Source organism: Actinomadura sp. 7K534 (assembly GCF_004348575.1).
In the GTDB taxonomy this organism is placed as follows: domain Bacteria; phylum Actinomycetota; class Actinomycetes; order Streptosporangiales; family Streptosporangiaceae; genus Spirillospora; species Spirillospora livida.
In genome coordinates this window covers 1-13,085 of sequence record NZ_SMKB01000081.1, presented here as the reverse complement: position 1 = coordinate 13,085, position 13,085 = coordinate 1, and the positions used below count along the sequence as shown (strand labels likewise).

14 protein-coding genes are annotated in these 13,085 nt (G+C 69.3%); 9 read left to right on the top strand and 5 right to left on the bottom strand.

What is annotated here, in order from left to right; all coding sequences use genetic code 11:
* Window positions 1-139 precede the first annotated feature (139 nt).
* Window positions 140-718, bottom strand: a complete 579-nt coding sequence (locus tag E1266_RS17770) for a TetR/AcrR family transcriptional regulator (RefSeq protein ID WP_132048305.1) — start codon at window positions 716-718, stop codon at window positions 140-142.
* 719 nt (window positions 719-1,437) lie between these two features.
* On the opposite strand from E1266_RS17770, the gene E1266_RS17765 reads away from it, so the two are divergent.
* Together E1266_RS17765 and E1266_RS17760 are read left to right on the top strand one after the other, a co-directional pair.
* Window positions 1,438-2,322 (top strand): bile acid:sodium symporter family protein, encoded by an 885-nt coding sequence (locus E1266_RS17765; RefSeq protein WP_132048303.1) that lies wholly within the window; start codon window positions 1,438-1,440, stop codon window positions 2,320-2,322.
* A 210-nt stretch (window positions 2,323-2,532) separates the two neighbouring features.
* Window positions 2,533-2,868: an MmcQ/YjbR family DNA-binding protein gene (locus E1266_RS17760; RefSeq protein ID WP_132048301.1), complete on the top strand. Its 336-nt coding sequence runs from the start codon at window positions 2,533-2,535 to the stop codon at window positions 2,866-2,868.
* 328 nt (window positions 2,869-3,196) lie between these two features.
* Here the strand turns inward: E1266_RS17760 and E1266_RS17755 are convergent, their stop codons facing one another.
* The gene (locus E1266_RS17755) at window positions 3,197-3,652 is read right to left on the bottom strand and encodes a hypothetical protein (protein ID WP_132048299.1); all 456 of its coding nucleotides are present in this window, start codon (window positions 3,650-3,652) and stop codon (window positions 3,197-3,199) included.
* A 398-nt stretch (window positions 3,653-4,050) separates the two neighbouring features.
* Here E1266_RS17755 and E1266_RS17750 point away from each other — a divergent pair, with 398 nt between their 5' ends.
* Window positions 4,051-4,698 (top strand): class I SAM-dependent methyltransferase, encoded by a 648-nt coding sequence (locus E1266_RS17750; RefSeq protein WP_132048297.1) that lies wholly within the window; start codon window positions 4,051-4,053, stop codon window positions 4,696-4,698.
* Between the two features lie 514 nt (window positions 4,699-5,212).
* Here E1266_RS17750 and E1266_RS17745 read toward each other — a convergent pair.
* Window positions 5,213-6,220, bottom strand: a complete 1,008-nt coding sequence (locus E1266_RS17745) for a MaoC family dehydratase (RefSeq protein ID WP_165966120.1) — start codon at window positions 6,218-6,220, stop codon at window positions 5,213-5,215.
* Window positions 6,221-7,215: 995 nt separating this feature from the next.
* Here E1266_RS17745 and E1266_RS17735 point away from each other — a divergent pair.
* Complete coding sequence (locus E1266_RS17735) at window positions 7,216-7,443, top strand: hypothetical protein (protein WP_132048295.1); 228 nt, start codon at window positions 7,216-7,218, stop codon at window positions 7,441-7,443.
* 9 nt (window positions 7,444-7,452) lie between these two features.
* The gene (locus E1266_RS17730) at window positions 7,453-8,625 is read left to right on the top strand and encodes a hypothetical protein (protein WP_132048294.1); all 1,173 of its coding nucleotides are present in this window, start codon (window positions 7,453-7,455) and stop codon (window positions 8,623-8,625) included.
* 41 nt (window positions 8,626-8,666) lie between these two features.
* Here the strand turns inward: E1266_RS17730 and E1266_RS17725 are convergent, their stop codons facing one another.
* Entirely contained in the window at window positions 8,667-8,855 is a 189-nt protein-coding gene (locus E1266_RS17725; RefSeq protein WP_165966119.1) for a hypothetical protein, read from the bottom strand.
* Between the two features lie 101 nt (window positions 8,856-8,956).
* Here E1266_RS17725 and E1266_RS17720 point away from each other — a divergent pair, with 101 nt between their 5' ends.
* The gene (locus E1266_RS17720) at window positions 8,957-9,334 is read left to right on the top strand and encodes a nuclear transport factor 2 family protein (protein WP_207945721.1); all 378 of its coding nucleotides are present in this window, start codon (window positions 8,957-8,959) and stop codon (window positions 9,332-9,334) included.
* Between the two features lie 35 nt (window positions 9,335-9,369).
* On the opposite strand, the gene E1266_RS17715 is transcribed toward E1266_RS17720, so the two are convergent.
* A complete protein-coding gene (locus tag E1266_RS17715; protein ID WP_207945719.1) occupies window positions 9,370-9,957 on the bottom strand; it encodes a TetR/AcrR family transcriptional regulator in 588 nt (195 codons plus the stop codon).
* A gap of 99 nt (window positions 9,958-10,056) precedes the next feature.
* Here E1266_RS17715 and E1266_RS17710 point away from each other — a divergent pair, with 99 nt between their 5' ends.
* From E1266_RS17710 to E1266_RS17700, 3 genes are all read left to right on the top strand, one after another.
* Window positions 10,057-11,187, top strand: a complete 1,131-nt coding sequence (locus tag E1266_RS17710) for a hypothetical protein (RefSeq protein ID WP_132048292.1) — start codon at window positions 10,057-10,059, stop codon at window positions 11,185-11,187.
* A 76-nt stretch (window positions 11,188-11,263) separates the two neighbouring features.
* On the top strand, window positions 11,264-12,331 hold the full coding sequence (locus tag E1266_RS17705; protein WP_132048290.1) for a DUF1214 domain-containing protein: 1,068 nt from the start codon (window positions 11,264-11,266) through the stop codon (window positions 12,329-12,331).
* Complete coding sequence (locus tag E1266_RS17700; protein ID WP_132048288.1) at window positions 12,328-13,071, top strand: sulfotransferase; 744 nt, start codon at window positions 12,328-12,330, stop codon at window positions 13,069-13,071. Before E1266_RS17705 ends, E1266_RS17700 begins: the two co-directional genes overlap by 4 nt.
* The last annotated feature ends 14 nt before the right edge of the window (window positions 13,072-13,085 follow it).

The window sequence follows — 13,085 nt, the reverse complement described above, 5'->3', positions numbered from 1 at the left end:
TTTGGCAGGTGGCCAGGCCGTTCGTGCCGCGAACCTCGGCCTCCTGACGGCGTGCCCGGCGTCTAAAAAGTACGGCCCGTCTCGTCTCGCGTCAAGACGAGCCGTCTCGTTTGCCTGCGGACGGCAGCTCCGGCGACCGCTACCGCACGCCCTCGAACGTGATCCTCAGGAAGGCGTCGATGTGTTCGGGCGTGATCGGCATCCCATGGAGGAGCCGGTATTCGATCACCCCGTACAGCAGATCCCTTAGGGCGTGCACGTCGGCATCGGCGCGCACCTCGCCGCGCTCCTGGGCCACGGTGATCCGTCGGCTGAACTCACTGACGTTCGGTTCGATGATCTGTTCGAAGAGGGCGCGCAAGAGGTCGGGGTCGGACTGGCCGGCGGCGATCAGACCTTGGTACGTCGCTCCGAAGCCGGTGGTCGCGATCAGCTCGACGATCCCCGTCAGCTGGGCCCGCAGGTCGGCGACGATCTCCCCGGTGTCAGGGAAGGCGACCACGGGATCGAGGCTGTGGGTCGCGGCCTCGAGCACGACCGCGCCCTTCGAGGGCCACCACCTGTAGATGGTCTGCTTGCCGACGCCCGCCCGCCTGGCAATCGCCTCGATCGAGACGTTGTCGTACCCGAGCTCGCCGATCAGGGCGATGGACGCGTCGAGGATCGCAAGCCGAGATCGCTCGCTGCGCCGGCCGGGATCTGGTGCGTTCGTAGCCATGACTCGATCATAACCACAAACGAGACGAGGCGGTCCGTATCGCGGCCGTCATTCGGCCGCTCCGGCAGAAGCGAGCTTCATCGGCGGCCGGAGCAGCTCGATGTGGCTCGGCACGTGGCCGTAACACGGCCCGGACCGTGACCTGGCTGCGTTCGCAGCTGATCTGCTCCTCCGAGGCGATGTTCTCCTCATCGGTCAAGGAGAGCTGCTCGCACGACTTCCGCATGCATTGCCGTCGCAGGACAGGCCGTTGGCCACCGGCCTGTCCACTCCGGTGCCCGGCGTCATCCTGATCACCGAGGACGGCCGCGAGAGAACGAACCGGCCCCGAACGCGACCGGCTGATCAGCCTGCCCAGCAGCCCCGAGGGCTACGACACAGACGAGGCGTAGATTGCCGCCGCCCTCCGACTCGTGATCGACGCATCCTCGACACCGTCCCCGGCGACCTTGCCAGCGCTGGTGCTCGGGTTCGGAGACGAACGGCTCGGAGGCTGCAAAGTGCCACGAGCGGCCCACATCGTAGACAAAACCCCCCGTACTGCGGTAGGTAAAGCCGACTACTCAACCGCGAAGTCCCTGTTCACCGCCAGAAACGGCGCACCGACCGTCCCCCGAAACCCCTCTGCCGCCTCTGGCCGGTGGCCAACCGACCGACGCCCGCGACCGCCTGCAACCGCGTGATGCCACCCAAAGCGCAACCAACCATGAAGGAACACCGTGAACGACTCAGCATTGATCGCCGTCGGGCTGCCGATCGCGCTGGCCATCATCATGTTCGGGCTCGGGCTCTCTCTGACGCCCGGCGACTTCCGCCGGGTCGCCCGAAGCCCGAAGGCGGTGACCGTCGCACTCGTCCTGCAGATGCTCGTGCTGCCGCTGGTGGCCTTTGGCCTGGTCAAGGCCTTCGACGTCGATCCGTTGATCGCGGTGGGCGTGATGCTCCTGGCCGCCTCCCCGGGCGGCACGACGGCCAACCTCTACAGCCACCTGTTCCGCGGTGACGTCGCACTGAACGTGACGCTCACCGCGATCAACTCGGTGCTCGCCGCGGTCAGCATCCCGCTGATCACCAACCTGGCGATCGGCTACTTCGACGCCGATGGCACGCTCGGTCTCCAGTTCGGCAAGGTGCTCCAGGTCGTCGCCATCGTCCTCGTGCCGGTCGGCGTCGGCATGCTGGTGCGCCGGCGGTCGGACGCCTTCGCCGCGCGCGCCGACCGGCCGGTGCGGATCTTCTCGATCGTGGTGCTGGTCGCGGTCTCCCTGGGCGCCATCCTCGGCGAGCGGGAGAACATCGTGGACTACGTGCGCGAGGTCGGGCTCGTGGTCACGCTGTTCTGCCTGGCCAGCCTCACTCTCGGCTACACCGGAGCGCGGCTGTTCCGGCTCCGGCGAGAGCAGGCGATCGCCACCTCCATGGAGGTCGGCATCCACAACACGACCGTGGCACTGACCATCGCCCTCAGCGTTCTCGACAGCACGGCGGTCGCCATCCCCGCCGCGGTCTACAGCATCGTCATGTACGTACTCGCCACCGCCTTCGGCTTCGCCATCACCCGCACCAGCATGACGAGCCGGCAGGAGGCCGAGTCTCACATTTGAAGATGAGCGCCGAGGGGCAAGGGATCGTGGTGCAGTCCCGCCGTCTTGGCACAGAAATACCAGTTCAGAGGCCGGTTCCTCCGCTTGGAGGACCGGTCTTCTGATCGTTTGTCGGCCCTTCGTTAGCGGACCCGGCCGCCCACTGCGGCACTCCTGTCCTGAAGGTAGGAACGGAGATGAACCGTCCGACCCGGCTGGTACAGCTTCAGCATGCGCGCTGAAGAATTCCTCGAACTGGTGCTCAGCCTGCCGGAGGTCACGGAGCGCGAAGCGTTCTCGGACCTGACCGGCTTCCGGGTCCGCGACAAGGGGTTCTGTTACCTCAACGAGGACGACCATGTCGTCCTACTCAAGGCCACCCGGGAGGAACAGGCCGCCCTCATCGCCGAGGATCCGGCCACCTACTCCCCGTCCTGGGCCAGCGGACGCTTCGCTTGGGTAGCAGTCAAGTTGGCCACCGTCGCCCCAGAGGAACTGGCCGAACTGGTCACCGAAGCCTGGCGGCTCTCCGCTCCCAAACGCCTCGCCAAGGCACTCTCCACCTGACCCGCCTACCCAATCACGGACGGTGACCTCTGCGGCCGATGCTCTTGACCAGACGCAATGACACACGATGCGGTCAGCGCGGTGGGGTCGGGGGGAGGCGGCGCCATGCCCCGTCTGCGTGGCCCTTTACGCGACGTGCGCCGTTGCCGGTTCGCTGGGCGCGAATGTCGGATCGGCAGGGCAAAGTGCAGCCCTTCCCAGTCGTCGGCGGCATTGGGCCCGCGTCTGCGTCTGGTCGTTTCCAGACGCAGACGCGGGAGCATGAGGTTGTCGTGAAGCCGCCTCGCGCGGCGGAGTTCGCCACAGCGAGGCGGCCAACGGCTCTCTGCTAATTGCAGACCCTGACGTAGTACACGGGATTCCAGTTCACGGGGTCGCGCATCCCGGCCCTGTACCAGCCGATCTCCACCCCACGCGAATCGAGGAATACGACGGTCTTATTCATGTGATTATGCGAGTCGTAGAGTCCGACGAAGTTCCGCAGTGCGACGGTGCCACATATGCTGAAGGTGAATACCCGATACCTGTCGGACATCTGCTGGATGGTGCAGAACGCATAGCCGCAGCGCGAGGCGCCGTGAACCCAGGTTCGCGCGAGCGCGCCGGCGGTCGCCTTGCCGTGGTTGCTGAAGGTGTAGTCGTGGTACCCGACGATGGGCGGGTCGGTTTCCGGGTCGCCGGCGAGCGCGGTCAGGGCGCCCTTGTCCTGGGCGACCGGCTGTGCCGCCGCTCGGGGTGTTCCGGTTGAAAGCGCCAAGCATAGGACGGTGAGCGCCACCAGCACCCCCGCCAAGGGATACCGCCTACCTGTGATCATTACCCGCAACGAAACCCGCCTCGACTTTGTTCGAACATGACGACCGTGGCACTGCTTTGATCGACCCTCCCAGCTACCGCATTCATTTCGGCTTCAGAAGAGCTTCATGGCAGGCCACGACGAGAGCACCCGTTGTCCTGGCAACCCAGCATCCATCCGTAGGTACACGCCGAGGTCCGCAGTTCCTTGAGGACGCCTGCGCCCTCGGACCGCGTGCCGGCGGACCCAAGCGGCGGTCCTTCTGGGCCGCCCGCAAGTCAAACCAAGTTGCCGGTCGGCGACCGGTCGCGCAAGACGTGCTCTATTGCCGGATCGGGTGCGTGCACACCTGTCGGCGCTCTGCCGAAAGGGTTAGAGTCCCTTTGATGACCTGGTTGACCGAGACTCGGAATTCCTACGACGCCATCGCGGCCGGCTACGCCGATGAGACCCGCGACCTGCTCGACAGGCTGCTCCACGTCCGAGCCGGGGTCGTGCTGTTCGCTGACCTGGTTCGCGCGATCGGCGGCGGGCCGGTCGCCGACGTGGGCTGCGGGCCGGGGCACACCACCGCCCTGCTGCGGGAGCTGGGCGCGGACGCGTTCGGGATCGACCTGTCACCCGCGATGATCGAGATCGCCCGCCGCGAGCATCCCGGCGCGCGGTTCGAGGTCGGTTCGATGACCGACCTGGAACTCGGCGACGCCTCCCTCGCCGGTGTGCTCGCGTGGTGGTCGCTGATCTACATCCCGGACGAGGCGGTGCCGGGCGTCCTCGGGCAGTTCCACCGGGTGCTGCGGCCGGACGGGGTGCTGGCCGTGGGATTCCACGTGGGTGACGCGTCGATTCTCGAGACGACCGGTGAGGGCGACAATGCCTTGCAGGCGTATGTGCACCATCGCCCACCGTCGCGTGTGGCCGACTGGCTCCGCGAGGCGGGCTTCACCGTCGAGGCGGAGCACCTGCTGAATCCAGACGCGCCGAAGCCGGGCGCGATCCTGTTCGCCCGCCGCCCCGCGGCACCGCCTCGATAACCCCGGCAGCGGGTCACCTCACCCTTGTCGACCAGGCCGCCGGGGCGTGGGATGGGCTGCCGGCGGACCGTCGAAACCTGAAGGGCTCCTATCCGCAGCCCGTCACCCGGCACGCTCTGCCCCGCGGACGGCGTGCCCACACCGCCCTCCGGTTCACCTGTCGGCGCGGTGTCCCGGCCGCCGCCGTCTCGCCACAGGTACTTGCGAAAGGGGCGGCAGACCGTTTGTGGACTTGGTCGGCGCGCTCCGGCCCCGGGGACCCAAGATGGCGGCCATGGGGAACGGGAAGGGCAGGTGGTGGCCGTGGCCGGCGGTCCTGGCGGCGGTGGCCGGGGTCCTGGCGTCGGCCGTGTTGACGTTCGCGCCACTGTCTGGCGGCGACGGACGAGGCGCGGCTACGGTTGCTGCAAAGACCTGATCCGATTTCGGTCGATGGCGCAACCCCGCTCCGAACCCGGACGCGCCCGCCTTGATGGACCACCCTTCGACGCGAGAATTCGCCCTGCTGCGATAGTCAGGCCAGTGTGGCTATGAAGCGCCAGTCCAGGACGTCGACCGGTGCCGCGTCCGGGCGGCTCGCCTTGACCCGGGATCGCAGATGGACCAGGCCACCGGAGTCCAGGGGCTCGGTCCGCTCCACCTCGACACTGCTGGTGAGCGTGTCCCCCTCCCGGACGGGGGCGAGGTGGTCACAGCCGTGCCAACCTACGACGGTGACGATGCGGGGCAGCGCCCGCACGGCCTGGTGCAGCGCGATGCCGATCGTGTGGCCGCCGTACACCAGCCGGCCGGCGGCGCTCGCCGACGCGTCGTGGTGCACCTTCGCCACATTGAGCGTCAGCCTGGCCAGCTCGGGTGCCGAGGAGACCACGTCACCCCCGGCCACCGTGAAGACCTGCCCTTCGGCCACGTCCGCGAAATGCGGTCCGTCCACGGCCTCCCGGTAGGCGGACAGATCCCATTTCGCCGTCACAGCGGTCAGGTCGGCACCCGTGGTGTCCGCACCGATGGTCGTCAGATCTTCGGCGTGGCCGGTCTCCCGGCTCCCGTCCCGCAGGGGGAGCATGGCGCACCGCCAGAAGTCCAGGACGGGACGGTCCTCCTGGTCGACCGTGGTGATCCGCAAAGCGGCCAAGCCCGTCGCGGCGCGTCCGGGACGGCGGGAGTTCTGCCGCAATCCGGCGACCTCGGTGACCGTCCGCAGGGTGTCCCCCAGCCGGGGAGCACGCCGGAACACCACTCCCCGGTAGTACAGGTTCGCCACGACCGTGTGGGTGGCGAGGGTCGACTGGCCGATGGCGACGTCCCACACCAGGTTCGGCGCCGCGAGCGGTGCATCTCCCCCGGTCACGCGCCGGCAGAGCGGGTGGTCGACCACGAGCGGCAGCCGGCAGCCGACGATCGCCTGGTGCGCGGCGGCCAGCCCCTCCGTCAGCGTCACGCCAGGGCCGTGCCCGAACCGCTGCCCATGCCGCAGGTCCTCGAAATAGGGACCGTCGACCACAATCTCCAGTCCGGTCACCGCGCACCTCCAGCGGCAATGCGGAGCAGCGATAGCTGGTCGCCCAGCGCTACCCCGTCGCCGTACTTGCACGATGCCGAGAATGGTCCGTCCGTCATCCTGGTCAACCAATCGAAATCGTCCGCATAACCGAGAAGCGAGCGACGGGCGGAAGGCACATCCGCCTGTCGCGCCTAGAACTTAGCCCGTGGGGTCAGCGCGCCGCTCCACCGGGCGGGCTGCGACGGGTCACCGAGGAACCCCGGCATCCAGCAGGTCGTCCTCGCCCGCCTGCGCCTGGCCGCCGGAGCTCGCGCGACCGTACGGCCGGACCCGACCGTCAGCCGGGACTTCTGGACGCTCGCGGATCGTCTCGGCAAGCAGCCGTATGCGGCGTCCATCGCCGCGATCATCCGGTCGCCGGGCACGGCTCCTCCGCTGACGATCGGAATCACCGGTCCATGGGGCGCGGGCAAGACCTCCCTGATGCGGATGATCCGCGAAGACCTCGACCCGGCCGCCGAGAAGGGCACGCGGCCGACTGGCTGAGGCGCGCGTCGGCCGCGGTCCTCTCGGGCGGGCGCCGCGGCGCTGGCGGTGGCCGCCGTCGCCCGCTGGTGGCTCTTCCTGCGCGGAGCAGCCGGCGGAACCTTCGACCGCCTGCTCAAACAACCGGAATCGAACCTCACCGAACCCTCGTCAGCGACCCCGCGCGACCCCGGGTACGCGGCACGGACAGGCTTCCTGCATCTCGTCCCGGCGGACGTGCCGCGGGTCCTCGATCTCGTCGCGACCGAGCAGCGGCCCCTCGCGGTGAAGCGCTATGTGAACCTGTTTCGCTTCCTGACGTTCGTCGCGCACTACGAGCAGTCGGCGCAGGGCGTTCTCGTCCCCTCCGTACGGAAGCCGGCCAAGCTCGCCGTCCTGCACCTGCGCTGGCCACAGCATGTGGGCGCGCTCGCGGAGCCCATGCGGAGGGCGCGACGCTCCTGGCCGGGCTGGAGAAGGCAGTGCGCATGGGGGTCCCGGACGCGATATCGATCGAGGCGCCATTCCTGCCGGAGGAGGACGCCGCGCGCCTGCAAGAGTTCATCGCCCACGGCGAGGAGATCGCCGAAGAGGCGCAGCGCGCTTCCTTTGACCACTTGCGAAGTGTCACGTGGAACGGGGGAACTGGCCCTCATGTCGCTTGGCGCGCGTTCGCGCCGGAGAGCGGATGGCTGGTCCTGGATGGTCGGCGGTAGGTTTGCCGGGTGAATCGGGAAGTGTTCGCCGCGCGGTTCGCCGCGTCGGTTCGGGCCGCACGGGAGTTCGCCCAGTCGCTGGTTTCCGAAGAGTTGCCGGAGCCGTTGGTGTTCCGGGTTCGGCTCAACCAGTCCTACGACGGGCACGCCCCACACCCCGGCGAGTTGCGGTTTCCAGAGGACAGCGCCCATCATCGGGCCGTCGCACTGAACAGGTGCGACGAGGAGACCGCCGTTGCCGAATTGTGGCGAGACGGCCGCGTCCCCGAATGGGTCAATGTTTCGGCGGTCAGCGAGACGGGAACGGCGACGGTCGTCGAAGTCGTCTGTTGCGGACGCTTCACGGATGACGACTCTCGACTCTATCACTCCCAAGAGGGAGCACCGCCATTTCACGTTCTAGGGCCGGCTCTGCCGCCTCGCCATGACGGCACCCCATTCAGCATTCACACGCATGCTGAATGCTGGGGCCGTTCCGACCTCGAAGATCTGGCGGCCGCCTCCGGCAGGGTCTGGTCGTTCACCCTGATGACCGAAGAATTCGATGACCGGCTACTTTCCGCGTTGCCGGATCTGCCGTGCATGGAGATCTTCGAGCACCAGGCTTGTGCGATCGGGGCTGAAGCCATGTCGGCGTTCCCGCGATTCCCGAAACTGCGGGTCTTGCGTCTGCTTCTCAGAGAACCGAACGCCTTCCACGTCGGCGCCGGTGGCGGACGACTCGGCGCCCTCTCCGATCTGACGATCACCAACCTTCCACCGCGTCGATGGGGTCAGGAAAAGCTGATCGAAGTCGCCCCCCACCTAACGAGCGTGCAACTCGGCGCGAAGGAAACTCTCTGGCTGGACGCCGCCTTCCCTTCGTCTCTGCATCGCCTGAGCCTCACGGCCGCCAATTTCACCGGCCCGACGAGCCTGCCGGCAAAGCTCGACCACCTGACCATTCGCCTCACTGCCGCCACCGATGAGAACCTGATCAAACTCCTCAGCAGTGTCACGCATATCAGGTCGCTGAGCCTACGCGGGACACCGGTCAGCGACGCGATTGTTCCGGTGCTCGGGCAATACAACCTCGACCACCTCGACCTTGTCGATACCGGGGTGACGGCCGAAACGCTGTCCAGATTCCAGGCCGACCATCCCGGGACCAGCATGCTTCCGCGTCCCCGCCCTCCCACGTAGGCTTCCCGTGTGAGATCCGATGGTGCGAGCGATAGCTGCATCTATGGTGTTCGGCGTTCTTTCGCGTAGATGGCGGCGCTCATCTTCTGGCTGGTCTGCGCCAGCTTCTTGGCGCCGCTGCGGATGGCGTCGACGTCGGTGCCCTCCAGGGTCTTCCTGACCTCGGCCAGGGCCGGCTCGACGTCGGTCTTCATTCCCCCGGGGACCTTGTCGTCGTTCTCCCGCAGCAACTTCTCGGTCGAGTACGCAGTTTGTTCGCGGCCTCGTGTCGCTCACCGATTCGCGCGTGGCGTCAACGGCGCGCTGGGGCGTGGCTGGCAGCATGGCGGGTGTGGACAGAGATGCCGTCGGGAGGTGGGTCGCCGGGTATGAGCGGGCGTGGCGCACACCCGGCACCGAACCGCTCGCCGAGTTGTTCTCGCCGGACGTGTCGTACCTGCCGTCGCCCTGGGCGCGGCCGATCGTCGGCCTGTCCCGGCTCGGCCTGTGGTGGGAAGCCGAGCGCGACGGCCCCGATGAACCCTTCACGATGACCAGCGAGATCGTGGCCGTCGACGGTGACAGGGCGGTGGTGCGGATCGAGGTCGAGTATCTGCGCGACGACCTGGCGCGCTGGCGCGACCTATGGATTCTGCGTTTCGGCGCTGACGGCCGCTGCGTCCACTTCGAGGAGTGGCCCTTCACCCCGGACCAGCCCGACGGGCATTAGCAGAGACGCGGTGAGCCCCGATGATCTGGCCGGTGTCAGTCGTGGGTGGGCATTGGGGCCAGGCAGGCGCGGGCGATGCGGCGGGACTGGGACAGGAGCCGGTCGACCGGGTGGGCGTCGGGGTCGGTGAGGCGCAGGCGGACGAGTTCGTCGGCGAGCGCGTGCAGGACGCGGATGCTGAGATCGGGGTCGTCCTGATGGCCGGTGAGCTTGTGCAGGTGGGCGCGGGTCACGGCGCGGGCGCGGGCCAGGCGCTGGTGCAGTTCGGGCGGGCCGCCCTCGGCGGGCAGCATGAGCATCCGCCAGGTGGCGGGGGCGGCGTCGACGGCCTCCAGGATTCCGGCGAGGCCGGCGGTGAACGGGTCCTCGTCCGGCGGGACGGGACGGGCGACCGCCTGCCGGAATCCGGCGAAGGCGCGCTCGACCTCGCGGTCGATCAGCGCGACGAGAAGCTCGGGCAGCGTGTCGAACTGCTGGTAGAGGACGGTGCGGGTGACGCCGCACTCCGCGGCGACCCGTTCGAAGGCGACCGCGTGGTAGCCCTGCTCGACCACGATCCGGCGGGTGACGTCCAGGATCTGGGCGCGCCGCTGCGGGCCGGTCAGCCGTCGGCGTGTGGCCATCCGCCGGGCCCCTCTCCCCTCTTGCCCCGCTAACTTACGATCTGTAAGTTAGCGGCCCGTCCGGTGATCGTCCAGACCGGGCGGGGAGCGAGGCGAGCGATGGGCACGACGCACCGGGTGATCATCTGGGGCCCGGGGGAGGTCGGCGGCGCCGTCGCCAGGGCGGCCCATCGCAAGCCGGACGTCGAACTGGTCGGCGCGAAGGTGTTCAGCGAGCGCAAGCACGGCGCAGACCTCGGCGACCTGCTCGGCCTCGGCCCGATCGGGGTCACCGCGACCACGTCGGCGCAGGAGATCCTCGACCTGGACGCCGACTGCGTGATCGTCACATCGCGGCCCGACGCGCTCGGGGCGAAGCTGGACGCCGACGTGATCGCCCTGCTGGAGTCCGGCAAGAACGTCATCTCCACCGCCGCCTACCACAACGCGGCGATGCCGAACTGGCTGACGGCGTCCCGTCCGCCGGCGTCCCGGCTGGTGGAGGCGTGCCTGACGGGCGGGACCACGCTGCACGGCACCGGCGTCCATCCGACGTTCATGGTCGAGCGGGTCGCGATGACGATGGCCCGGGGCGTGTCGGGCGTCTCGCACGTGCGGTGCGTGGAGGCGGTCGACTTCGCCGCGGCGGGCTCGATGTGGGGCGGCCTCCGCCGGATCGGATTCGGCTCCGACCCGGCCGAGCTGGGCGCGGGCAAGCCGCTGGCGCTGTTCGGCGACCTGTACTACGGCGACCTGACCGGCAACGTCGCCCACCATCTGTTCGGCGCCTCGATGGACGAGGTCAAGGTCGTCCACGACCTGCGCGGCATCCCGGCGAGCGAGCGGTTCGAGACCCGCTCGGGCTTCGTCGTCGAGCCCGGCCAGACCGCCGCGCTGCACCTCACCCACCGCGGCTACCTGGACGACCGCTGCTTCTTCACCAACGAGGAGTGCTGGTACCTCGGGGAGGCCAACGCCTTCCGCGGCGACGACCTGCCCTACCCCGACCGCGAGGGACGCAGCCCCATCGACTACACCATCGAGATCACCGGCGACCCGTCGATCATGCGGACCCGGCTGACCTTCGACCCGAACCCCGCCGCGTCCGGCACGGACCGCACCAACCCCGTCACCGCGGCGTCGGTCCGCGCGGTCCTCGACGCGCTCCCGGCCGTGTGCGCCGCCGAGGCGGGGATCCTCATCGACGACCCGAGACCGCACTACGTCCTCGACGACCGAGTCCGCCTCTGACCCTCGCGCCCTCCGGAGCGATCATGACGCACCGCAGTGTCCAGCACCCGCGCACCGCACGCAGCGGCGAGGCGGCATGACCCCCGAAGCACGGGCCTGGGCCGACCTGGTCGACGCGCTGTCGGCCGCCGGGCGGCTGCTCGACGATCCCGGCCTGCCGGAGGACGAGCGCGCCGACGGCTACCGGGCGCTGCTGCGCGGCCTGCACCACCAGCTCGCCCGGTTCGAGGTCGACCGCGAGCGGCCCGAACTCGTCCCGTTCAACGGGTGGCGGCAGAAGTTCTTCATGGACAACCCCGACACCCGCTACTGGGTCGCCGACGTGCGCGGCGACCGGCGGTACCGCATCACCGGCCACTCCGGCGACGCCGTGTACACCTCGATCACCGCCTACACCGGCTCCGCCGGCGGGACGGTCGCCGCCGCCCGCATCGACGGCGACCGGCTCACCACCGACCCGTCCGGCGAGTTCTCCGTCCTGGTCGGCGGGACGGAACCCGGGACGGGCCCGTGGCTGCCGCTGCCGGAGGGCAACGGGCAGCTGTGGGTCCGCCACTTCCACGACGACGTCGCCGACGACCGGCCCGGCTGGTGCACGATCGAGCCGCTCACCCCGCCGGAGCCCCCGCCGCCGATCGAGGCCGCGCGGTTCCAGCACCAGGTGCGGCGGCTCGCCAAGACGATCCAGATGATGCCGGTGGCCTTCTCCGCGGTCGAAGAGCAGGTCGAACCCAACACGGTGCACCACTGGGCGGAGATGGCCGACGGCGCCGCCTACACCGAGCCCGGCATCCACTACCAGCGCGGCGCCTGGCGGCTCGGCCCGGACGAGGCGCTCGTCATCGAGGGCGAGACCGTCCCCTGCCGCCACTGGAACGCCCTGCTCTACAGCAGGTATCTCAACTCCCTCGACTACCGGCACCGGACGGTTTCTCGCACGGGCGCCACCGCCGCCCTCCGGGACGGCCGATACCGCCTCATCCTGGCCGCCCGGCCGCCGGAGGGGCCGTTCGACGGGGACTGGCTCGACACCGAGGGCCGCCCGTCCGGGCTCGTCGTGCTGCGCTGGCTCCACACCGAAGAGGCGCCGCCACTGCCGCGCGTCCGCGTCCACCCGATCGACGAGTTGGGAGGCGGCACGTGACCCTCTGGACACCTCCCCCGCGCACCCCGCAGGCCGAGGAGATCTACGCCGCGGCCGAGAACGACCGCGCCGCCCGTCCCGGCTCCTACGCCCTCGACCCCGGTCCCGTCATCACCGCGGCACTCCGCCAGGACGACCCCGCCGGCCTCGGCGATCCCGCGTACTGGCGCGAAGGGCTCGACCGCTACCTCGCCTCCGCGAACGACGACGGACGCCTCAACGCCGTCGGCGCCCGGATGGTCCGCGGCTCCGCCGTCGCGGCCCTGCGCGCCCGCCTGGCGATGAACCGCCTGCCGCGCACCGACCGTCCGCTCGACCGGCCGCCCATCGTCATCACCGGAGGCTGGCGCACCGGAACCACCTTCCTGTACCGCCTGCTGGCCACGGACCCCCGGCTGCGCGCGCCGCTCCCCGCCGAACTCGCCATGCCCTGGAAGTTCGCCGGCGCCTCCCCGCGGCGGCGCGAAGAACTCATCCAGGCCGGGTCGGCGGCCAACGACCTGCTCCACCTGCTCAACCCCACCCTGGCCACCGTCCACGGCCACGGCCCGCGCCTGCCCGAGGAGTGCGTCGTCGCGATGAACTCCGGCTTCCGCAACTGGGGCTTCAGTTCCACCGTCCGCCTCGACGGCTACAGCCAGTGGCTCGCCGGCCAGGACCTCAGCACGACCTACCTGGACTATCGGCACGTCCCTGTCTCTTATACACTACTGACGCTGCCGACGAATAGCCTTGTGTAGATCTCGGTTGTCGC

What these genes read in the sequence shown, in the direction of transcription:
- E1266_RS17750 (WP_132048297.1), top strand. Translation starts at nt 4,051, where the DNA reads ATGACCTGGTTGACCGAGACTCGGAATTCCTACGACGCCATCGCGGCC.
- E1266_RS17715 (WP_207945719.1), bottom strand. Translation starts at nt 9,957, where the DNA reads ATGGCCACACGCCGACGGCTGACCGGCCCGCAGCGGCGCGCCCAGATC.
- E1266_RS17760 (WP_132048301.1), top strand. Translation starts at nt 2,533, where the DNA reads ATGCGCGCTGAAGAATTCCTCGAACTGGTGCTCAGCCTGCCGGAGGTC.
- E1266_RS17770 (WP_132048305.1), bottom strand. Translation starts at nt 718, where the DNA reads ATGGCTACGAACGCACCAGATCCCGGCCGGCGCAGCGAGCGATCTCGG.
- E1266_RS17735 (WP_132048295.1), top strand. Translation starts at nt 7,216, where the DNA reads ATGGGGGTCCCGGACGCGATATCGATCGAGGCGCCATTCCTGCCGGAG.
- E1266_RS17705 (WP_132048290.1), top strand. Translation starts at nt 11,264, where the DNA reads ATGACCCCCGAAGCACGGGCCTGGGCCGACCTGGTCGACGCGCTGTCG.
- E1266_RS17710 (WP_132048292.1), top strand. Translation starts at nt 10,057, where the DNA reads ATGGGCACGACGCACCGGGTGATCATCTGGGGCCCGGGGGAGGTCGGC.